Annotated in this window: 20 protein-coding genes and 1 other RNA gene; 18 read left to right on the top strand and 3 right to left on the bottom strand. The window is 70.8% G+C overall.

What is annotated here, in order from left to right:
* Nucleotides 1-13: 13 nt before the first annotated feature.
* Nucleotides 14-832, bottom strand: a complete 819-nt coding sequence (locus FHR90_RS02925; RefSeq protein ID WP_183274728.1) for an inositol monophosphatase family protein — start codon at nt 830-832, stop codon at nt 14-16.
* A 109-nt stretch (nt 833-941) separates the two neighbouring features.
* Here FHR90_RS02925 and FHR90_RS02920 point away from each other — a divergent pair, with 109 nt between their 5' ends.
* Genes FHR90_RS02920 through FHR90_RS02910 form a run of 3 tightly spaced genes read left to right on the top strand, consistent with a single transcriptional unit; the run spans nt 942 to nt 4,145 of the window.
* Nucleotides 942-1,700 (top strand): 3-deoxy-manno-octulosonate cytidylyltransferase, encoded by a 759-nt coding sequence (locus FHR90_RS02920; RefSeq protein ID WP_176624314.1) that lies wholly within the window; start codon nt 942-944, stop codon nt 1,698-1,700.
* On the top strand, nt 1,697-2,551 hold the full coding sequence (locus tag FHR90_RS02915; RefSeq protein WP_176624316.1) for a prephenate dehydratase: 855 nt from the start codon (nt 1,697-1,699) through the stop codon (nt 2,549-2,551). The genes FHR90_RS02920 and FHR90_RS02915 overlap by 4 nt, the downstream gene beginning before the upstream one ends.
* A gap of 16 nt (nt 2,552-2,567) precedes the next feature.
* Nucleotides 2,568-4,145 (top strand): FAD-dependent oxidoreductase, encoded by a 1,578-nt coding sequence (locus FHR90_RS02910; protein ID WP_176624318.1) that lies wholly within the window; start codon nt 2,568-2,570, stop codon nt 4,143-4,145.
* 42 nt (nt 4,146-4,187) lie between these two features.
* Here the strand turns inward: FHR90_RS02910 and nudC are convergent, their stop codons facing one another.
* Nucleotides 4,188-5,114, bottom strand: a complete 927-nt coding sequence (nudC, locus tag FHR90_RS02905; protein WP_176624320.1) for an NAD(+) diphosphatase — start codon at nt 5,112-5,114, stop codon at nt 4,188-4,190.
* A 77-nt stretch (nt 5,115-5,191) separates the two neighbouring features.
* Between nudC and ffs the strand changes: the two genes are divergently transcribed.
* The 12 genes from ffs to FHR90_RS02845 all read left to right on the top strand — a co-directional run bounded on the left by ffs (nt 5,192) and on the right by FHR90_RS02845 (nt 14,320).
* Nucleotides 5,192-5,289: signal recognition particle sRNA small type (gene ffs, locus FHR90_RS02900), an RNA gene on the top strand.
* An 86-nt stretch (nt 5,290-5,375) separates the two neighbouring features.
* On the top strand, nt 5,376-7,247 hold the full coding sequence (locus FHR90_RS02895; RefSeq protein WP_183274727.1) for a DNA polymerase III subunit gamma/tau: 1,872 nt from the start codon (nt 5,376-5,378) through the stop codon (nt 7,245-7,247).
* A 1-nt stretch (nt 7,248) separates the two neighbouring features.
* Entirely contained in the window at nt 7,249-7,572 is a 324-nt protein-coding gene (locus tag FHR90_RS02890) for a YbaB/EbfC family nucleoid-associated protein (protein WP_176626900.1), read from the top strand.
* A gap of 117 nt (nt 7,573-7,689) precedes the next feature.
* A complete protein-coding gene (recR, locus tag FHR90_RS02885) occupies nt 7,690-8,280 on the top strand; it encodes a recombination mediator RecR (protein WP_183274726.1) in 591 nt (196 codons plus the stop codon).
* Nucleotides 8,273-9,040 carry an SDR family oxidoreductase gene (locus FHR90_RS02880; protein WP_183274725.1) on the top strand — a complete coding sequence of 256 codons (768 nt, stop codon included), beginning with the start codon at nt 8,273-8,275 and terminating at the stop codon, nt 9,038-9,040. The genes recR and FHR90_RS02880 overlap by 8 nt, the downstream gene beginning before the upstream one ends.
* Nucleotides 9,040-9,429, top strand: a complete 390-nt coding sequence (gene folB / locus FHR90_RS02875) for a dihydroneopterin aldolase (protein ID WP_246329991.1) — start codon at nt 9,040-9,042, stop codon at nt 9,427-9,429. The genes FHR90_RS02880 and folB overlap by 1 nt, the downstream gene beginning before the upstream one ends.
* A 348-nt stretch (nt 9,430-9,777) precedes the next feature.
* On the top strand, nt 9,778-11,736 hold the full coding sequence (uvrC, locus tag FHR90_RS02870) for an excinuclease ABC subunit UvrC (RefSeq protein WP_183274724.1): 1,959 nt from the start codon (nt 9,778-9,780) through the stop codon (nt 11,734-11,736).
* Between the two features lie 31 nt (nt 11,737-11,767).
* Nucleotides 11,768-12,364, top strand: a complete 597-nt coding sequence (pgsA, locus tag FHR90_RS02865; protein ID WP_183274723.1) for a CDP-diacylglycerol--glycerol-3-phosphate 3-phosphatidyltransferase — start codon at nt 11,768-11,770, stop codon at nt 12,362-12,364.
* 14 nt (nt 12,365-12,378) lie between these two features.
* Nucleotides 12,379-12,891: a molybdopterin-guanine dinucleotide biosynthesis protein B gene (gene mobB, locus FHR90_RS02860; protein WP_176626206.1), complete on the top strand. Its 513-nt coding sequence runs from the start codon at nt 12,379-12,381 to the stop codon at nt 12,889-12,891.
* A gap of 118 nt (nt 12,892-13,009) precedes the next feature.
* Nucleotides 13,010-13,558, top strand: a complete 549-nt coding sequence (locus FHR90_RS02855) for a hypothetical protein (protein ID WP_176626204.1) — start codon at nt 13,010-13,012, stop codon at nt 13,556-13,558.
* A complete protein-coding gene (gene moaD / locus FHR90_RS02850; protein WP_176626210.1) occupies nt 13,555-13,824 on the top strand; it encodes a molybdopterin converting factor subunit 1 in 270 nt (89 codons plus the stop codon). The genes FHR90_RS02855 and moaD overlap by 4 nt, the downstream gene beginning before the upstream one ends.
* A complete protein-coding gene (locus FHR90_RS02845; protein WP_266152648.1) occupies nt 13,817-14,320 on the top strand; it encodes a molybdenum cofactor biosynthesis protein MoaE in 504 nt (167 codons plus the stop codon). Before moaD ends, FHR90_RS02845 begins: the two co-directional genes overlap by 8 nt.
* Here the strand turns inward: FHR90_RS02845 and FHR90_RS02840 are convergent.
* A complete protein-coding gene (locus FHR90_RS02840) occupies nt 14,304-15,551 on the bottom strand; it encodes an adenosylmethionine--8-amino-7-oxononanoate transaminase (protein WP_183274722.1) in 1,248 nt (415 codons plus the stop codon). The genes FHR90_RS02845 and FHR90_RS02840 overlap by 17 nt on opposite strands.
* Before the next feature lie 127 nt (nt 15,552-15,678).
* Here FHR90_RS02840 and FHR90_RS02835 point away from each other — a divergent pair, with 127 nt between their 5' ends.
* The 3 genes from FHR90_RS02835 to bioD are packed head-to-tail and all read left to right on the top strand — an operon-like array spanning nt 15,679 to nt 18,919.
* Entirely contained in the window at nt 15,679-16,896 is a 1,218-nt protein-coding gene (locus FHR90_RS02835; RefSeq protein ID WP_408871420.1) for an aminotransferase class I/II-fold pyridoxal phosphate-dependent enzyme, read from the top strand.
* A complete protein-coding gene (locus FHR90_RS02830; RefSeq protein WP_183274721.1) occupies nt 16,896-17,552 on the top strand; it encodes an alpha/beta fold hydrolase in 657 nt (218 codons plus the stop codon). Before FHR90_RS02835 ends, FHR90_RS02830 begins: the two co-directional genes overlap by 1 nt.
* The gene (gene bioD, locus FHR90_RS02825; RefSeq protein ID WP_183274720.1) at nt 17,549-18,919 is read left to right on the top strand and encodes a dethiobiotin synthase; all 1,371 of its coding nucleotides are present in this window, start codon (nt 17,549-17,551) and stop codon (nt 18,917-18,919) included. The genes FHR90_RS02830 and bioD overlap by 4 nt, the downstream gene beginning before the upstream one ends.
* Nucleotides 18,920-18,922: the final 3 nt, after the last annotated feature.

Below are 18,922 nucleotides of genomic sequence, written 5' to 3'. Positions count from 1 at the left end.
ACCGTCGAGCAGCCTATGGCGCGCCTCCCGCGGACGCAAGCTTGGCGACGGCCGCGCCATGCAGGGCAGGGTCGCCCGCCGCGAGCACGTCGCCCGCGCAGCCCTGACGCAGTGCCGATCCCTGCCAGTCGGTGATGACGCCGCCCGCCCCCTCGATCACCGGCACCAGCGCCGCCCAGTCCCAGATCTTGAGGTCCTGCTCGGCGACGAGATCGATGCAGCCCAGGGCGAGCAGACCGTACGCGTAGCAGTCGCCGCCCCAATAGACGCGCCGGCACGCCGATTCGAGCCGCTGGAAGCGGGTGCGGCCGGTCGCGTCGAACATCGCCGGTGCCGTCGCCGACAGCTCGGCTTCGGCCAGCGACCCGCAGGCCCGCGTCGCCGCCTCGCCACCGAGCCGTCCGGTGAACAGCGTGCGACAGCCACGTCGGCCGATCCAGCGTTCGCCGGTCACCGGCTGGTCGATGATGCCCAGGCTCGGCACCCCGTCCTCCAGCAGCGCCAGCAGCACGCCGAAACTCGGCCGGCCGGTGATGAAGGCGCGGGTGCCGTCGATCGGGTCGATCACCCAGCACCTTCGCGCCTCCTCCCGCTCCAGCCCGTTTTCCTCGCCGAGGATGCCGTCCATCGGGAACGCCTCGCCCAGCACGCGCCGCATCGCCGCCTCCGCGTCGCGATCGGCGCGGGTGACGGGGGAGAGGTCGTCCTTGGTCTCCGCCACCAGCCGGCGCCGGAACCACGGCCGGATCGCCGCCCCGGCCGCCTCAACCGCGGCCAGGGCCGCGGCCAGCGTCGGATCGGGGCGCTCGGTCTCGATCCCGGCCAGGCTCATCGCGTCGTTCCCCCTCATTGCCCGGTTTGCGCAGGCAGCCGCGCCCTGCGTAATCTCCGGCCCCTTCAATCCCAGCCGAACCACCCTGTCCAGCCAGCCGGACCGAGCCATGAACCCGATCACCGTCATTCCCGCACGCATGGCCTCCACCCGCCTGCCCGGCAAACCGCTCGCCGAGATCGCCGGCCGCCCGATGCTGCTGCACGTGCTCGATCGCGCGCGCGAGGCGGCGATCGGTCCGGTGCTGGTGGCGGTGGCCGAGCCCGAACTCGTCCGCATCGTCGAGGCGGAAGGTGGCCTTGCGGTGCTGACCGACCCCGCGCTGCCGTCGGGCTCGGATCGTGTGCATGCGGCACTCGCCAGCCACGATCCCGAGGGACGTTTCGACGTGGTGGTCAATCTTCAGGGCGACCTGCCGCAGATGCCGGCTGCCGACCTGCGCGCGGTGCTGGCCGCCCTCGCCGATCCCGCGATCGACCTCGCCACCCTGGCCGCCGAGATCCACACCGAAGACGAGGCCGCCGCCGCGTCCGTGGTCAAGATCGCCTGCGCCTTTGCCGAGGGCGAGGCGACCACCCGGGCGCTGTATTTTTCCCGCCAGCCGATCCCCTGGGGGGCGGGGCCGCTCTGGCACCATATCGGCGTGTACGCCTGGCGCCGCGCAGCATTGGCGCGCTTCGTCGCGTGTCCGGAATCGCTGCTGGAACGGCGCGAGAAGCTCGAGCAGCTCCGTGCGCTCGAGGCCGGGATGCGCATCGCCGTCGCCCGTGTCGCAGCCGCCCCGTTCGGTGTCGATACCGAGGCCGATCTCGTCCGCGCCCGTGCCTGGTTCGCGCGACGGCCAACACCTGCCGGAGCGCCGGCATGACCCTGCCTCCTGTCGCCTTCCAGGGCGTGCCCGGCGCCTATTCCGACCTTGCCTGCCGCACCGCGCTGCCCGGCCATCCAACGGTGCCGTGTGCGAGCTTCGAGGCGGCGATCGAGGCGGTGCGCTCCGGTCGCGCGGGCCTGGGCATGCTCGCCTGCGAGAACAGCCTGGTCGGCCGGGTGCCCGACATCCATGCGCTGCTGCCGACCTCCGGCCTGCGCATCGTGGGCGAGCATTTCCAGCGCGTCGAGCACTGCCTGCTGGCGATCCCCGGGGCCACCATCGACGGGCTGAAGCGCCTGCACACCCACCCGGTGGCGATGGGTCAGGTGCGCCGGTTGATCGCCGAGTTGGGCCTCACCCCGGTGATCGAGGCCGATACCGCGCTGGCCGCCGAGCAGATCGCCGCGCGAGGCGATCCCGCCGATGCCGCGATCGCCTCCGCACTCGCCGCGGAACTCTACGGGCTCGACATCCTGCGCCGCAATGTCGAGGACGAGGCGCACAACACCACCCGCTTCTATATCTGTGCGCGTCCCGATGCCGACGGTGTCGCCGCGCCGATCGGCGCGGCGGGGGGAACCATGATGACCACACTGGTGTTCAGGACCCGCAACCTGCCGGCCTCGCTCTACAAGGCGCTGGGTGGCTTCGCGACCAACGGTCTGAACCTCACCCGGCTGGAGAGCTACATGCTGGACGGCGCTTTCACCGCAACCCAGTTCCTGTGCGACGTGGAAGGCCATCCCGACAGCGCGCCGATGGCCAACGCGCTCGACGAGTTGCGCTATTTCGCCGCCGATCTCGACATTCTCGGCGTCTATCCCGCCTCCTCGTTCCGTTCCTTCTGAAAGGGTCTGATCGCCGATGAGTGACACGCGTTACGACGTCATCATCATCGGCTCAGGGCCCGGCGGCGGCTCGATGGCCTGGCGGCTGGCGCAGACCGGCAAGAAGATCCTGCTGATCGAGCGTGGCGACTATCTGGTGCGCGGCCGCGACAACTGGGATTCGCAGAAGGTGTTCGTCGACGGCGTCTATCAGGCGCCGGAGACTTGGCGCAGCAGCAACGGCGACGAATTCCACCCCGGCCTGCACTATTTCGTCGGCGGCAACTCGAAATTCTACGGCTCGGTGCTGTTCCGCCTGCGGGAAAGCGATTTCCACGCCGTCCGCCATCCGGAGGGCGTCACGCCGGAATGGGTGGTGGGTTACGACGAGTTCGAGCCCTATTACCAGTCGGCGGAAGAGCTGTTCCACGTACACGGCCTGCGCGGCGAGGACCCGACCGAGCCGCCGTCGCGGAAGCCCTATCCCTACAAGCCGGTCAGCCACGAGCCGCGCATCCAGAAACTGTTCGACGATCTCACGAAGCTCGGCCACCGCCCGTTCCATCTGCCGGTCGGCGTGCTGCTCGACGAGGCGGAGGGTGAGACGCAAGGCCGCGTGCTGCCCGGCAGCCGCTGCGTGCGCTGCGATGCGTTCGACGGCTATCCCTGCCCGACCGATGGCAAGGCGGATGCGCAGGTGATGGCGGTCGACCCCGCCCTGCGCGCGCATGACAACCTCACCCTGCTCACCAACACCTATGTCGAACGCCTGCTGACCAGCCCGTCGGGCCGGGAGATCACCGGCGTCGAGGCAACCGCCGACGGGCGCCGCCAGGTCTTCACCGCCGATCTCGTGGTGGTCGCCTGCGGCGCGCTGTCGTCCGCGCTGCTGATGCTGCGCTCCGGCAACGACACCCATCCGCACGGGCTCGCCAACCGCTCCGGCCAGGTCGGGCGCAACTACATGCGTCACAACAACCTGACCCTGATGGCGCTGTCGAAGCAGCCGAACCCCACGCGGTTCCAGAAGACGCTGGGGCTGAACGATTTCTACCATGGCGCCGACGACTGGGAGTTCCCGCTCGGCCATATCCAGATGGTCGGCAAGTCCGACGGCACCGAGGTGCATGGCGAGGGCCTGCCGTCGTTCCTGCAATGGCTGCCGAAGAAGCCGTTCGACATGATGGCACGCCATTCGGTCGATTTCTGGCTCACTGCCGAGGATCTGCCGCTGCCCGAAAACCGCGTCTTCTACCGCGACAACCAGGTGCATCTCGACCTGACCGAGACCAACATGGAAGGTCTCAGGCGCCTCAAGCACAAGCTCGAGCTGATGTGCGACGCGATCGACCTGCACCCGCATCTGTTCCAGCGCGAACTCTATCTCGGCAAGAAGACCCCGATCGGCGGCACCGCTCACCAGGCCGGCACGCTGCGCTTCGGCGCCGACCCCGCATCCTCGGTGCTCGACCGCGACTGCCGCGCCCATGAACTCGACAATCTCTACGTTACCGACGCCTCGTTCTTCCCCTCGATCGGCGCGGTCAATCCCACACTGACCATCATCGCCAATGCGCTGCGTGTCGCCGACCACATCGTCGCCCGGCTGGGCTGAACGCCGCTCCGTGCGGGCGTGATGGTCGCCTGACCATTGCCGTCAGGCGGCGGCGAGCCAGTCCTCGATCAGTCGCCGGGCGATGGAAATCGTGCCGGGCAGCATGAATTCCGCTCCCGCCGCGTCCCGCCGCGCGACGATCTCGGCGCGGGTCAGCCAGTGCGCCTCGGTGATCTCCTCGGGATCGAGGGTGAGCGCGCGATCCTCGGCCAGCGCGGTGAAGCCGAGCATGATCTGGGCCGGGAACGGCCAGGGCTGGGAGGAGTGGTAGCGCACCTCGCCGACAGCCACGCCGACCTCCTCGGCGACCTCGCGCCGGACCGCATCCTCCAGCCGTTCGCCCGGCTCGACGAAACCGGCGAGCGTCGACAGCACGCGCCGCTCGCCGAAGCGTGGCGAACGGGCGAGCAGGGCGCGCTCGATCCCGTCGGCGTCGCGATGGCGCACCAGCATGATCACCGCCGGGTCGGTACGGGCGAAATGCTGCCGCCCGCAGGACGGGCAATGCAGCACCAGACCGGAGGGAGGCGCCTCCAGCCCATGTCCGCAGAACGAACAGAACCGCGTCTGCGCGCGCCAGTGCAGCAGGGCGGCGGCATGCGCGACCAGCGCGGCCTCCGGCTCGGTGAGTGCAAGCAGCGCGACCCGCAAACCGGCGAACCAGCCCGCCCCGGTCATCACCGCCGCCCCGGCGGCCAACGCGAAGATCGCACGTCCGCTGTCGGGGTGCAGACCCAGGAACACGGCGTCGGATGTCTCGATCGCTATGTCTTCGCGGGCCAGCAGGCGCAGGGCAGGGGCGTCCTCGGTGCCGTGCAGCAGCGGCTCGCCGGCGCGCAGCACCACGAACAGCGTCGATGGGTGCTGCAGCAGCCCGGCTGCGAATTCCGCATCACGGCGCTCGTTGCCGGCACGGTCCAGAACCCTGTCCAGCACGAACGCCGTACCGGTCTCGAAGAAATCGCTCATCGTGGTCACTCTAATCCGACCGTCCGTCAGCGCCAGAGGGGGTGCACGCGGCCGTGACGCATGCTATAGGCTGTCTCGGGAGGTCGGCGTCGGACGTGCGCCTCGCCAACTCGGTCAGGTCCGGAAGGAAGCAGCCGCAACGGGTACCGCTCGGGTCGGTGTCCGGCCTCCTACCCTTCACCGGGCGTCCGCAGGCCCTCAAGCGAGAGGGGCGATCTCCTGTCCGACACCGAATTCGGGACCGATCCCGACTCCCTGCCGATGCCTCAGGAGGCCGGTCCGGGGCTGTTCGGGGACCCGCCGCCACAAGCCGCCGCCGCGACCCCCTATCGGGTGCTGGCCCGCAAATATCGCCCCACCCTGCTGGCCGACCTGATCGGTCAGGAAGCGATGGTGCGCGTGCTGCGCAACGCCTTCGCAATGAACCGCGTCGCCCATGCCTTCATGCTCACCGGCGTGCGCGGCGTCGGCAAGACCACCACCGCCCGCATCATCGCCCGTGCGCTGAACTGCATCGGCCCGGACGGGCAAGGGGGTCCGACCGCCGATCCATGCGGGGTGTGCGCCAACTGCACCGCGATCCTCGCTGACCGCCACCCGGACGTGATGGAGATGGACGCCGCGTCCCATACCGGTGTCGACGACATCCGCGAGATCATCGAGGCGACCCGGTTCCGGCCGATGCAGGCGCGGGCCAAGGTGTTCATCATCGACGAGGTCCACATGCTGTCGCGCAACGCGTTCAACGCGCTGCTCAAGACGCTGGAGGAACCGCCCGCCCACGTGACCTTCATCTTCGCCACCACCGAACTGCGCAAGGTGCCTGTGACCGTGCTGTCTCGCTGCCAGCGCTTCGACCTGCGCCGAGTGCCGGCCGAACAGCTTGCGGCGCATTTCGCCGCCATCGCCGGGCGCGAGGGCGTGGCGATCGAGGCGGAGGCGCTCGCACTCGTCGCCCGGGCCGCGGACGGCTCGGTGCGCGACGGGCTTTCGCTGCTCGACCAGGCCATCGCCCAGCAGGAGGGCGGCGGGCCGGTCAGCGCCGCCCAGGTCGCCGACATGCTCGGCCTGGCCGATCGCGGACTGGTGTTCGATCTGCTCGAGCGGGTGGTGGCCGGAGATGCCGCCGCGGCACTCGGCCTGCTGTCGGACGCCTATGCGCGCGGCGCCGACCCGGGCGTGCTGCTCGCCGACCTGCTCGACGCGCTGCATGTGGTGATGCGGCTGCGCACCTTGCCGGCCCTGCGCGAGAGCGCCGAGCTGCCGCAGGCCGAGCGCGTGCGCGGCACCGCGCTGGCCGCGTGTCTGTCGGTGCCGGTGATCGCGCGGCTGTGGCAGATGGTGCTCAAGGGCATCGGCGAGATCGAACAGGCCCCCGACCGCCGCGCCGCCGCCGAGATGGTGCTGGTTCGGCTGTGTTTCGTCGCCGACCTGCCGACCCCGGGCGATCTGGTGCGCCAGCTCACCGCGCGCGGCGACGGCGCGGGCGCCCCGTCGACGTCCGCCCCGCCGGGCCCCGCCTCATCGCCGTCGGGTGCGCCTGTCGCCCGGCTGCGCGCCGTGGGCGAGTCGCCCGATGCCGGGGGCGTCGAGGTCCGTGCCCAGACGGCCCCCGCTCCCGCGCCCCCGGCACCGTCGCTGTGGTCGAGCTGGCGCGAGGTGGTGGCGTTCGTGGCCACGAAGCGGCAGGCGCAGCTGCACGGCCATCTGCGCCATTCCGCGCATCTGGTGCGCTTCGCACCGCCGGTGATCGAGCTGCGCGTGCAGCCCGCCGCCCCGCGCGACCTCGGCCAGAACCTCGCCGCCCTGCTCAGCGAGGCGAGCGGCCTGCGCTGGACGATCGCCTTTTCCGCAGCACCCGGTGAGCCGACCCTCGCCGAGCAGGAGGCGAGCCTCGCCCGCACCCGTCACGAACAGGCCGGCGTGCATCCGCTCGTGCAGGCGATCCTGGCCGCCTTTCCTGGCGCGTCGGTCGGCCCGGTGCGCGACGCCTCGCTTGACGAATACGGCCTGCCGCCGGAAATCCTCGCACCCGCCCTCGCGTTCGAGCCGCGATTCGCCGAGGATTCCGGCGCGCCGGTCGGCGAGGACGATCCGATCTACGATCCGGAAGACCCGATGGAGTACGCGTGAGATGAAGAACCTTGCCGGCCTGATGAAGCAGGCCAGCCAGATGCAGGCGAAGATGGCCGAAATGCAGGCCCGCCTCGAATCGCTCGAGGTCGAGGGCGAGGCCGGCGCAGGCATGGTGCGCGTCATCCTCAGCGGCAAGGGCGTGCTGAAGTCGGTGAAGATCGATCCCAAGCTTGCCGATCCGGCCGAGATGGAAATGCTCGAGGATCTGATCGTCGCCGCGCATGCCGAGGCCAAGCGTCATCTCGACGAGAAAACCTCCGCCGAGATGCAGTCGGCGACCGGTGGGTTGCAGTTGCCGCCGGGCTTCTCGCTGCCGTTCTGATGTTCTTTTTTGAAAAAAAGAACCAAAAAACCTTTGCCCGTTGGTCCCGTGTGCGTGGCGCGCGTCATGACCCGACGGACAAAGGTCTTTTTGCTTCTTTTTTTTAGAAAAAGAAGCATGACGGAGATCGAACGCCTGATCGCGCTGCTCTCGCGCCTGCCGGGTCTCGGCCCGCGCTCCGCGCGCCGTGCTGCACTGGCCTTGCTGTCCGAGCCCCAGCAGCGCCTGCTGCCGCTGGCGGCCGCCCTCGGCGACGCGGCGCGTGCGGTGCGCGCCTGCACCACCTGCGGCAATCTCGACACTTCCGACCCCTGCCGGATCTGCACCGACCCGTCGCGTGACCGTTCGCTGGTCTGCGTGGTCGAGGGGGTGGGCGATCTGTGGGCGCTGGAGCGCGCCGCGGTGCATCGCGGCGTGTATCAGGTGCTGGGCGGGGTGCTGTCGGCGCTGTCGGGCACCGGCCCCGAGGATCTCAACATCGCGCCCCTGCTGGCGCGCATCGAGGCAGGTGGCGTGCGGGAGGTGATCCTGGCCCTGGGTGCAACGGTGGATGGTGCCACGACGGCGCATTTCCTCGCCGACCGGCTCGCCACCCTGGACGAGGCGCCGCTGGTCAGCCGGGTCGGGCAGGGGGTGCCGATGGGCGGTGCGCTCGATGCGCTCGATGACGGCACGCTGGCGGCCGCGCTGATGGCCCGCCGTGCTTGATCCGATCGATCCCCTGATCCCCCGCCGCGCGCTGGTCACCGGCGGCGCGCAACGGCTGGGTGGCGCGATCGCGCTGGCGCTGGCGGGGGCGGGGTTCGACATCGTATTGCATTACCGCAGCTCGGCGGCACAGGCCGAGACGCTGGCCGGGCGGATTGCCGCGCTGGGGCGGGACTGCACCCTGCTCGGGGCCGATCTCGCGCGCGAGGACGAAGTCGCACCACTGGTCGGGCGCGCCGGCCCGCTCGGCGTCCTGGTCAACAACGCCTCGGTCTTCGAGCGCGACGAGTGGCACGATGCCGACCGCGCGAGCTGGGACCGTCATCTCGAGCCGAATCTGAGGGCGCCCTTCGTGTTGATGCAGTCCTTCGCGCAGGCGCTGCCTCAGGGTGCGCGCGGCATGGTGCTCAACATGCTGGACGAGCGGGTCTGGTCGCTGACCCCGCATTTCATCTCCTACACGGTGTCGAAATCGGCGCTGTGGACTCTGACGCGGACGATGGCGCTGGCGCTGGCGCCGCGCATCCGGGTCAATGCGATCGGGCCGGGTCCGGCACTGCCATCGCCGCGCCAGAGCCTCGCACAGTTCGAGCGCCAGTGTGCCAGCACGCCGCTGCGCCACGGCACCGATCCGGACGAGGTGGCGCGCGCAGCTCTCGCCCTGCTGGCGCTGCCGTCGGTGACCGGGCAGATGCTGGCCCTCGATGGCGGCCAGCATCTGCAATGGGCGCCCGGAGACGGTGCAGGAGCGGTCGAATGATGCGGCGTGGACGCATGCGGACGGTGTTCCTGCGCGACATGATGCTGGCGGCCCAGATCGGCGTCTACGCGCATGAGCATGGCCGGACCCAGCGCATCCGGGTCAATCTGTGGCTCGAGGTCGATGATCCGGAAGCGGCGGCCGGCCGGCTGGCGCCGGGTCCCGACCATCTCGAGCGGGTGCTGGACTACGAGGCGGTGGTGGTGATGGTGCGCGACATCGTCGCCCGTGGCCATGTGCGCCTGGTGGAAACCCTGGCCGAGCGGGTCGCCGCCGGCTGCCTGGCCGACCCGCGGGTGAGCAAGGTGCGGGTGCGCATCGAGAAGCTCGATGTGTTTCCCGAGCTCGAGTCGGTCGGAATCGAGATTATCCGCCACGCAGCGGATTGACTCGTCGGCATATCAGCCACTTGCCGCGAGGAGCCGTCCGAACCGCGTCCCGGCGATTTTGTCCACGGCGCGGCTTGACTCGCTGGATTTTCAACGATTTTGCAATATCAGCGTCATACTCAGTCAATCTCACGAAAAATTATGATTTAAAATCAGATACTTGACTGATATGCACAAAAAACATGCAATGCCGTGCGGAGCCCCGGTTTGCGGGCTGAAACACCCCTTATCGACCGCGAACCCACAGCTTTATCCACAGGAGTCGTGGATGAATGAAAGGTCCGGTTTTGTTCACGGCGGCGGTCTGTGGGACTTGAGTCCGGAGCGGGGCGCGCCTAGGTCACGGCGATGAACGAGACCGTCCCGACAGAGTCCGGCGCCTCCGAGCCCGGTGCGCGTGGCGTGACGGTGATCGAGCGGGCACTGGCGACCATGCCGCTCAGCCCAGGCGTGTACCGGATGCTCGATGAGCGCGGCGAGGCGCTCTATGTCGGCAAGGCACGGAGCCTGAAGAAGCGGGTCGGCAACTACACCCAGCTCGCCCGGCTCGACGAGCGGCTGCGGCTGATGGTCTCGCAGACCGCGTCGATGGAGATCGTCACCACCCATACCGAGGCGGAAGCGCTGCTGCTGGAGGCCAACCTCATCAAGCGGCTCAAGCCCCGCTACAACATCATCCTGCGCGACGACAAATCCTACCCCTACCTGATCCTGACCGGCGATCATGCCTTCCCCCAGATCGCCAAGTATCGCGGGCAGCGCGGCGGCGGGCGGCAGGGGCGCCAGACGCTCGTCGGACCGGTCAGCGACAAGGCGACGCTGTTCGGCCCTTTTGCTTCCGCCTGGGCGGCGAACGAGACGGTCAATGCCATGCAGCGGCTGTTCCTGCTTCGCTCCTGCACCGATTCCGTGCTCGCCTCGCGCCAGCGCCCCTGTCTGCTGCATCAGATCAAGCGCTGCTCGGCGCCCTGCACCGGCCGCATCGGCGAGGCGGAATATGCCACCCTGGTCGCCGAGGCGAAGGCGTTCCTGTCGGGTCGCGCCGGCAGCGTGCAGAAGGAACTCGCCGCCCAGATGGAGCAGGCGGCGGAGGCGATGGAGTTCGAGCGCGCCGCCACCCTGCGCGACCGTATCCGCGCGCTCACCCACGTCCAGGGCAGCTCGGTGATCAACCCGCAGAGCCTCGACGACACCGACGTGGTGGCGCTGTGGCAGATGGCCGGGCGTTCCTGCATCCAGGTGTTCCTCATCCGCGGCGGCCGCAACAACGGCAATGTCGCCTATTATCCCTCGCATGCCGAAGGCGCGGAGCCGGGTGCTGTGCTGGCCGCGTTCCTCGCCCAGTTCTACGACGACAAGCCGCCGCCGCCGCAGATCCTGACCAGCCACCCGATCGACGAGCAGGAATTGATCGCCGAGGCGCTGGCGCTCAAGGCCGGCCGGAAGGTCGAGATCGCCCAACCGCAGCGCGGCGAGAAGCGCGCCGTGCTCGACCATGCGGCGACCAATGCCCGCGAGGCGCTGGAGCGCAAGCTCGCCGAGGGGGCGGGGCAGGCGGCCCTGCTCGACGGGGTCGCGAAACTGTTCGACCTGCCGGCCTCGCCGGAGCGCATCGAGATCTACGACAACTCCCACATCATGGGCACCAACGCCTATGGCGTGATGGTGGTCGCTGGCGCGGAGGGGTTCATCCGCAACGCCTATCGCAAGTATTCCATCCGGGGCCCGATCACCCCCGGCGACGATTTCGCGATGATGCGCGAGGTGCTGGAACGGCGCTTCGGCCGCGCCCTGCGCGAGCAGGCGGCGCGCGAGGCGGAGGGCGACGGCGCGCCGCCACCGCGCACCGACTGGCCCGACATCCTGCTCATCGACGGCGGCGCGGGGCAGTATTCGGCGGTGCGCTCGGTGCTCGACGATCTCGGCGTGACCGATGTGAAGCTGGTCGCCATCGCCAAGGGCCCTGATCGCGATGCCGGCCGCGAGTGGTTCCACACCGCCGAACGCCCGCCGTTCCAGCTGCCGCCGCGCGACCCGGTGCTGTACTACCTCCAGCGCCTGCGCGACGAGGCGCACCGCTTCGCCATCACCACCCACCGCGCGGGCCGGTCCAAGGCGCTGGTGAAGAGCGAGCTCGACGAGATCGCCGGCGTCGGCGCGGCCCGCAAGCGCGCCCTGCTCAACCATTTCGGCTCCGCCCGTGGCGTCCGTCAGGCCGGCCTCACCGACCTCGAATCCGCTCCCGGCATCAACAAGGCGACAGCGCGCACGGTGTATGCGCATTTCCATCCCGGCTGGCGTGACTGATACCCGTCCGTCGCGCTAGACTGCGGGAGCCATGCTCTCCGACCTGCCCAATGTACTGACCATCCTGCGGATCGTGGCGGTCCCGCTGCTGGTCGGGCTGGTGATGTGGCGCACGCCGGTCGGCGATGCCGCCGCCTGCCTGGTGTTCGTGATCGCCGGCATCACCGACTATCTCGACGGCCACCTCGCCCGCGCCCGCCGCCAGCAATCCGATCTCGGCCGCATGCTCGACCCCATCGCCGACAAGCTGCTGGTCGGCGCGTCGCTGATGGTGCTCGCCGCCGCCCAGCGCCTGCCCTGGGGCGGGCTCTACGCCGCGATCCTGATCCTGCTGCGCGAGATCCTCGTCTCGGGCCTGCGCGAATATCTCGGCGGCGTGCGCATCACCCTGCCGGTGACGCGGCTGGCGAAATGGAAGACCGGCCTGCAGATGGTGGCGATCGGCATGCTACTGGCCGGCGACGAGACCGCGCGGCTGCTCGGGCTCGACGGACTGCCCATCGCCCTGCTCGGCAGCGTCGTGCTGTGGGCGGCGGCCGGGGCGACACTGGTCACCGGCTGGGACTACCTCACCTCGGCGCTGCGCCATCTCGGCGCCGTCGCCCCCCGCGGCACCGTCGCGCGCTGACGTCATCCGCGGCGATGCGTGTCGTCGGCCTGGTCGGCCGCTCCGGCAGCGGCAAGACCACGCTGATCGAGGCGGTGCTGCCGATCCTGGCCGCGTGCGGCCTGCGCGTGTCCACCATCAAGCACAGCCACAAGCCGCTCGCTCTCGACATCGAGGGCAAGGACAGTTTCCGTCACCGCGCCGCCGGGGCGCACGAGACGCTGGTTGCCGGACGCTCAGGCTGGGCGCTGCATGGTGGCCGGCCTGAGCACCCGCCGGGCCTCGCCGCGCTGCTGGGCCGCCTCAGCCCGGTCGATCTGGTGCTGGTCGAGGGATTTGGCGCCGAGTCGATCCCGCGCGCCGAGATCTGCCGCGCCGCACGGCTGTCGCAACCGGGTGGCGACCCGCTCTGGCAGGACGACCCGTCCATCGCCACATTGATCACCGACGCGCCGGCGGCGATGCGGGCGGCGGGATGGTGTGGCACCTGCCTGCCACTCGACGATGCCGGTGCCGTCGCCGCGTGGCTCGCCGCGACCTGCGGTTGACCGCAACCAGTGCCGATGGCACTTGCTGAGGGGTCGTTTCGCGGATGCAGCCGTGCGGTCGATGCGGGCAGTTTCGGCGACAACATGAGGGGCTTGAATGCGGCAGGTTTCGTTGAGGATGCTCGGCTTGACCGTCGGCGGGGCGCTGTGCGTCGGCCTGGGCGGCTGTTCGGGCGCCGGCAAGTTCTTCCGCGACACCGGACTTGCGCCGGGACTCAACCCGAACGATGTGCAGGGCAGCGGCGAGACGCTCGACCTCGTGCATGGCCGCGGCGTATCGACGCCGCCGCTGATGCCGGAGCCCGGCAATGTGTGGCCCGGGCCGCCGAAGCCCTTCCCGACCCTCCAGGACGTCGCCTCGCATCCGCTGGGCGGTGCCGGCGGCTACAATCCGCTTCTGGGCAACGTGCCCGGTGGCGGCAAACAGAATGCCCTCGCCCCCGGCGAGAGCCTGTCGATGGGTGCCAATGATTTCTCCGGCGGCGGCAGCGACCTCGACGTGCCGAGCGCACGCGTCGCACCGCTGCCGGCGATGCCCACCGTGCCGAAGAATGCGCTGCCGTCGAGCGGCCATGCGGGCGGCAAGGTGGTGATCCCCAACGGCGACGGCACCGCGACCGTCATCAATCCCGACGGCACCGTCACCACCATCAAGGTGCAGAAATAGACGCGGTCGCCCCCCAGGTCCGGGTCCGCTACTTCGCCTGGCTGCGCGAAGAGCTCGGCCGGTCCGAGGAGTGTGTCGCGCTGCCCGAGCCGGCGCGTATCGACGCGCTCGTCGCCGCCCTGTGCGATCGCGGCCCGCAATGGGTGGCCGCCTTCGCCCCCGGCCGGCGTGTACGCGCGGCCTGCAACCAGCGCTTCATCGGCCCCGACGCGGCCATCGAGGCGGGCGACGAGATTGCCTTCTTCCCGCCGGTCACCGGTGGCTGAGCGCCCCCCGCCTCTGATCCGGGTGCAGGGCGCGCCCTTCGATACCGGCGCGGAACTCGCCGATCTCCAGCATCGCGCCGGGCGCGATTGCGGCGGTGTCGCCAGCTTCCTCGGCACGGTGCGCACGTCGGCCACCGACGATCTCGCAGCCCTGCATCTCGAACATTATCCGGGCATGACCGAGACGGCGCTTGCCGGGATCGCCGGAGAGGCGACCGCGCGTTTCGGTCTGCTGGCCTGCACGATCATCCATCGCATCGGCCGTCTCGAACCCGGCGCGCCGATCGTGCTCGCCGCGGCCGCGGCCGCGCACCGCCGCGCCGCCCTGTCGGCGACCGAGCTGCTGATCGACGTGCTCAAGACTTCCGCCCCGTTCTGGAAATGCGAGGAATTCACCGACGGCCGGCGCGTCTGGGTGGAAGCGCGCGAGACGGACGAGGCCGCCGCCACCGCCTGGGCGGAGAGCGGCGGGACCGGGCTTACCCGCGTGCCCTGACCACGCGGCGGACCGCGCCGCACAGCGCATCGAGCTCGCCTTCGGAGATGGTCAGCGCCGGGGTGAGGTAGAGGATGTCGCGGAACGGCCGTACCCACACGCCGGCCGCCACCAGCGCGGCCTTGATCGCTGCCAGATCGACCGGGGGGGCAAGCTGCACGACCCCGATCGCGCCCAGCACCCGCACGTCCACCACTCCCGCCATCGCCCGGCAGGGGGCCAGCCCCGCCTCCAGTGCCAGGCCGATCGCCGCCGCCTGTTCGAGCCGCGGCTCGCGCTCGAACAGGTCCAGCGAGGCGCTCGCCGCCGCGCAGGCGAGCGGGTTGCCCATATAGGTGGGCCCGTGCATCAGCGCGTGCGCCGGATCGTCGGACCAGAACGCCTCGAACACCCATCGGCGCGCGATCGCCGCCGACAGCGCCATGGTGCCCCCGGTCAGCGCCTTCGAGACGGTCATGATGTCGGGCACGATGCCGGCCTGCTCGCAGGCGAACATCGTTCCGGTGCGGCCGAAACCCGTGAAGATCTCGTCGGCGATCAGCGGCAGCCCGTGCCGGTCGGCGGCCGCGCGCACACGCCGCAGCACCTCCGGCGGGTGGAACACCATCCCGCCCGCGCCCTGCACCAGCGGCTCGACCAGCACCCCGGCCAACTCATGCGCATACGCGCCGATCATCGTGTCGAAGCGCTGCCTGTCCTCCCCGTCGCGCGGCAGCGGCGCGATCACCTGCCGGGCGAGGCTGCCTGCGAACAGCGCATGCATGCCCTCCTCGGGATCGCAGACCGACATCGTCGCCAGCGTGTCGCCGTGATAGCCTCCGGAGAAGGCGAGGAACCGCTCGCGCCCGGCGATGCCGCGGTTGCGCCACAGCTGTAGCGCCATCTTCATCGCCACCTCGACCGCCACCGAGCCCGATTCGGCGAAGAACACGTGCCGCAGGTCGCCGGGCGTGATCGCTCCCAGCCGCTCGGCCAGGCGCAACGCCGGCGCATGCACCAGCCCGCCCAGCATCACATGCGGCATCGCCGCGAGCTGATCGCGCACTGCGGCCGCGATATGGGGGTGGTTGTAGCCGTGCACCGCCGTCCACCACGAGGCGATGCCGTCGACCAGCACCCGCCCGTCCTCCAGCGCGATGCGGCAGCCCTGCGTGGAGGCGGCCTGGAGTGGCGGCGGCGCCGTCTTCATCTGCTCGTAGGGAAGCCATAGGGCCGGGCGTGGGTCGGTCATGCGCGACGGTGTCGCAAATCCCCGCCCCGGCTGCCATAGGTGAACGACAAGGTGTCGGGTGTCGCGCCGGCTCGGACCGGGCGGCTCGGCGTTGCCTCCGCCGGGCCGGTTTGGCAGGAAGGGCCGCGTGACGATCTCCCCCTGCCCGAACCCGAACCGCCCGTCTCCGATCCGCCTCGACAGTGCCATCGATGCCTGTCTCGCCGGTCTCGAGACCTCCGGCCTGCGCCGCCGCGTGGGTCCGCTCGACCCGCCGCAGCCGCTCGACCCACCCGGCCATCTGCGTCGCGACGGACGGCTGCTGCTCGACCTGTCGTCGAACGACTATCTCGGTCTCGCCCGTCATCCGCTGCTCGCCGAGCGGGCCGCCGCCTGGGCGCATCGTTTCGGCACCGGCGCGCGCGCCTCGCGGCTGGTGAGCGGCACGCTGGAGGCGCACGAGGCGGTCGAGGCGCGGATCGCCGCGCTGAAGCAGCGCCAGGCAGCACTGCTGTTCGCCTCCGGATGGCAGGCCAATGCCACCGTGTTGCCTGCGCTGGCCAGCCTGCTCGACGGCGCGGGGGAGACGCTGGTGTTCACTGACCGGCTGGTGCACGCCTCGCTGCATCAGGGCTGCCGTGCCGCCGGCTGGCGGGAAATCCGCTTCCGGCACAACGATCTCGACCATCTGCGCACGCTGCTCGCCGCCCGTGCCGACCGCAAGGGCGCGCGCCTGATCCTGACCGAGACCGTCTTCTCGATGGATGGCGACCGCGCCGACCTGGCCGCACTGCGCGCCATCGCCGCCGAGTTCGGCGCCATCCTCTATCTCGACGAGGCGCATGCGACCGGCGTGCTCGGCCCCGCCGGGGCCGGGCTCAGCACGATCGGCGAACCGGCGCCGGACGAGATCGTGATGGGCACGGCGAGCAAGGCGCTGGGCGGGTTCGGCGCCTATGTCGCCGGCACGCGCAGGCTGCGCGACCTCCTGCTCAACCGCGCCTCGGGGGTGATCCACACCACCGCCCTGCCGCCGCCGGTGCTCGGCGCGCTCGATGCCGCGCTCGATCTCCTGCCCGGGCTCGATGCCTTACGCGCCCACCTCGCCGGTCTCGCCGACCGGCTGCGCGCCGGGCTGGCGGCACTCGGCCATGACACGGGGGCGTCCACGACCCAGATCGTGCCGCTGGCGGTGGGCGAGGCGGACCGGGCGCTGGCGCTGGCGGCCAGGCTGGAGGCGGCCGGCATCCTGGCGGTCGCCATCCGTCCGCCTACGGTGCCGCCTGGCACCGCCCGTCTGCGCCTCGCGCTCTCCTGCGTGCATGGCGAGGCAGATATCGACCGCCTGCTCGAGGTGCTGGCCTGATGAAGGTGATGCTGTTCCATGGCTGGGGGTTCGATGCATCGTTCTGGGAGGGGGTGGTCGCCTGCCTGCCGGCCGGGTCGGCGATCGTCGCCTGCGCCGAACGCGGCTATTTCGGCGCGTCGGTGACCGAGGCGTGGCCCGAGGGGCCGCGCGCCGGTACCGTCGCGGTCGGACATTCGATGGGGATGCTGCATCTGCTGGCCGACGCGCCCCGCGATCCGCCCGGCGCGATGCTGTCGATCAACGGCTTTGCCAGATTTTGTGCCGGTCCCGATTTCCCCGCCGGCGTCCCGGGCCGGCTGCCGACGCGCATGCTGGCCCGCCTCGAGACCGCGCCCGCGGAGGTGCTTGCCACGTTCCGCGCCGGGCAGGGCGAGGGTGCGGCCGGCCTTGCCGAGCCGCCCCCCACAATCGCAGGCGAGCGGCTGGCTGACGATCTGTGCCTGCTGATCGATGCCGACATGCGGGCGCAGTGGGCGTCGTTCACCGGGCCGAAAGCAGCCCTGGCGGGCGTCGATGACGCGCTGATCACCCGGGCGCATGCCTTCGCCTGCTTCGGCGACGCGCTGCGCCAGATCCCGGGTGGCCATCTGCTGCCGCTGACCGCGCCCCGCCTGTGCGCCGATGCGATTCTCGCCCTGGGGGCCGGGCTGTGACCGCGCGCATCGCCGCCAGCTTCGGTGCCGTCGCCGCCGACTATGACCGCCATGCCGGATTGCAGCGCGTGGTGGCGCGTCGTCTCGCCGAACGCATCACCGGCCTGTATCGCGCCGCTGCGCCAAGGCCCGCCACACTCCGCATCCTCGAGATCGGCGCCGGCACCGGGCTGCTCACCGAAGCCCTCGCGCCGCGTCTGGCCGGGCTCGGCGTGTCGGTCCACTGGACCGTCACCGATCTCGCGCCCGCCATGCTGGAGCGCATCGGCACGCGGCTGCGCACGCTGCCGGGCGCGTTCGACCGCCGCCGTCTCGACGCTGCCGATCCCCGCGCGATCGCCGCCCTCGACGGCCGGTTCGACCTCGTCTGTGGCTCCCTGGTGTGGCAATGGCTGCCCGACCGCGCCGCCACGCTGGCGGCACTCGCCGCACGTCTCGCCCCGGGCGGACGCATCGCGCTGACCACGCTGCTCGACGGCAGCCTCGCCGACTGGCGCGCCGCGTGGGGTGCCGGCCTTCCCGACTGGCCGGAAACCGGCACGCTGCAGGCCGAATGGCCCGGACCCGGCGGGGTGTGGGAGGCGGCCGACATCGCCGTCGCCCATGAAGGCGCGCGCGCCTTCCTGCGCGACCTGCGCGGCATCGGCGCGGCGATCGGCAATGCCCGCCCCGATCCTGCGCGGCTGCGCGCGGCGATGCGCCGTCTCGACGCCGCCACGGGCGGCGATGTGGGCTACAGGATCGGCACCGGGCTGTGGCGCCGGCCGCCGCGGCCGGGCGTGTTCGTCACCGGTACCGATACCGGCATCGGCAAGACCCTGGTCTCCGCCATTCTCGCCCGCGCGCTGGGGGCAAGCTATTTCAAGCCGATCCAGACCGGGCTCGCCGACGAGGCTGGCGATACGCCCACCGTGGCCGAACTGGCCGGCGTTGCCGTGCATCCGCCGGTGATTGCGCTCGCCGCCCCGCTTTCACCTCAGGATGCAGCCCGTGCCGAAGGCATCACGCTCGATCCTGCCGCCCTGCGCCTGCCGCCGGGCGACGGTCCCCTGGTGGTGGAAGGGGCGGGCGGGCTGATGGTGCCGATCGACGGGCAGACGCTGATGATCGACCTGATCGAGCGTTTCGGCCTGCCCGTGGTGCTGGTCGCGCGCTCCACGCTGGGGACCATCAACCACACCCTGCTCAGCCTCGAGGCGCTGCGCAGGCGGGGGATCGCCGTCGCGGGGGTGGTGCTCAGCGGGCCGCCGGACGTCGCCAACCGGCGCGCGATCGAGACGTGGGGGCGGGTGCGGGTACTGGCCGAGATCCCCCGGCTCGACCGGGTGGACGCGAACGCGGTGGCCGAGTGGGGATTTACGCCCTGAGCC

The organism is Endobacter medicaginis (genome assembly GCF_014192375.1).
GTDB lineage: Bacteria > Pseudomonadota > Alphaproteobacteria > Acetobacterales > Acetobacteraceae > Endobacter > Endobacter medicaginis.
This window is presented reverse-complemented; position numbering and strand designations above follow the sequence as displayed.

Excerpts from the sequence above, each read along its gene's own strand:
- FHR90_RS02925 (WP_183274728.1), bottom strand. The coding sequence starts at position 832 with ATGAGCCTGGCCGGGATCGAGACCGAGCGCCCCGATCCGACGCTGGCC.
- FHR90_RS02920 (WP_176624314.1), top strand. The coding sequence starts at position 942 with ATGAACCCGATCACCGTCATTCCCGCACGCATGGCCTCCACCCGCCTG.
- FHR90_RS02915 (WP_176624316.1), top strand. The coding sequence starts at position 1,697 with ATGACCCTGCCTCCTGTCGCCTTCCAGGGCGTGCCCGGCGCCTATTCC.
- FHR90_RS02910 (WP_176624318.1), top strand. The coding sequence starts at position 2,568 with ATGAGTGACACGCGTTACGACGTCATCATCATCGGCTCAGGGCCCGGC.
- nudC (WP_176624320.1), bottom strand. The coding sequence starts at position 5,114 with ATGAGCGATTTCTTCGAGACCGGTACGGCGTTCGTGCTGGACAGGGTT.
- FHR90_RS02895 (WP_183274727.1), top strand. The coding sequence starts at position 5,376 with ATGCCTCAGGAGGCCGGTCCGGGGCTGTTCGGGGACCCGCCGCCACAA.
- FHR90_RS02890 (WP_176626900.1), top strand. The coding sequence starts at position 7,249 with ATGAAGAACCTTGCCGGCCTGATGAAGCAGGCCAGCCAGATGCAGGCG.
- recR (WP_183274726.1), top strand. The coding sequence starts at position 7,690 with ATGACGGAGATCGAACGCCTGATCGCGCTGCTCTCGCGCCTGCCGGGT.
- folB (WP_246329991.1), top strand. The coding sequence starts at position 9,040 with ATGCGGCGTGGACGCATGCGGACGGTGTTCCTGCGCGACATGATGCTG.
- uvrC (WP_183274724.1), top strand. The coding sequence starts at position 9,778 with ATGAACGAGACCGTCCCGACAGAGTCCGGCGCCTCCGAGCCCGGTGCG.
- pgsA (WP_183274723.1), top strand. The coding sequence starts at position 11,768 with ATGCTCTCCGACCTGCCCAATGTACTGACCATCCTGCGGATCGTGGCG.
- mobB (WP_176626206.1), top strand. The coding sequence starts at position 12,379 with ATGCGTGTCGTCGGCCTGGTCGGCCGCTCCGGCAGCGGCAAGACCACG.
- FHR90_RS02855 (WP_176626204.1), top strand. The coding sequence starts at position 13,010 with ATGCTCGGCTTGACCGTCGGCGGGGCGCTGTGCGTCGGCCTGGGCGGC.
- FHR90_RS02840 (WP_183274722.1), bottom strand. The coding sequence starts at position 15,551 with ATGACCGACCCACGCCCGGCCCTATGGCTTCCCTACGAGCAGATGAAG.
- FHR90_RS02830 (WP_183274721.1), top strand. The coding sequence starts at position 16,896 with ATGAAGGTGATGCTGTTCCATGGCTGGGGGTTCGATGCATCGTTCTGG.